General features: G+C 69.6%; 1 protein-coding gene. It reads right to left on the bottom strand.

Annotation, left to right across the window (positions count from 1 at the left end):
- Positions 1-204 (bottom strand): AMP-binding protein (locus H0H10_RS03415; RefSeq protein WP_309141721.1); only part of this gene is annotated, 204 nt, incomplete at its 3' end.
- Between the last annotated feature and the right edge of the window lie 10 nt (positions 205-214).

Raw genomic sequence — 214 nt, 5'->3', positions numbered from 1 at the left:
GCCCGCGCCACCGGCACGAACCAGCACCACCACACCGGCATCCGCAAGCACGAACTCCAGCCGCTCCGCCGGATACTCGGGGTCCAGCGGCACATACGCCGCCCCCACCTTCCACACCGCCAAAATGGCGATCACCATCTCGGCGCCACGCGGCAGACACAGCCCCACCACCGACTCGGCCGTCACACCACGAGCCCGCAGCACATGCGCCAAC

Source organism: Streptomyces griseicoloratus (assembly GCF_014534645.1).
Lineage (GTDB): Bacteria > Actinomycetota > Actinomycetes > Streptomycetales > Streptomycetaceae > Streptomyces > Streptomyces griseicoloratus.
The sequence above is the reverse complement of the archived record's forward strand: the minus strand, read 5'-3'. Positions and strand labels throughout refer to the sequence as shown.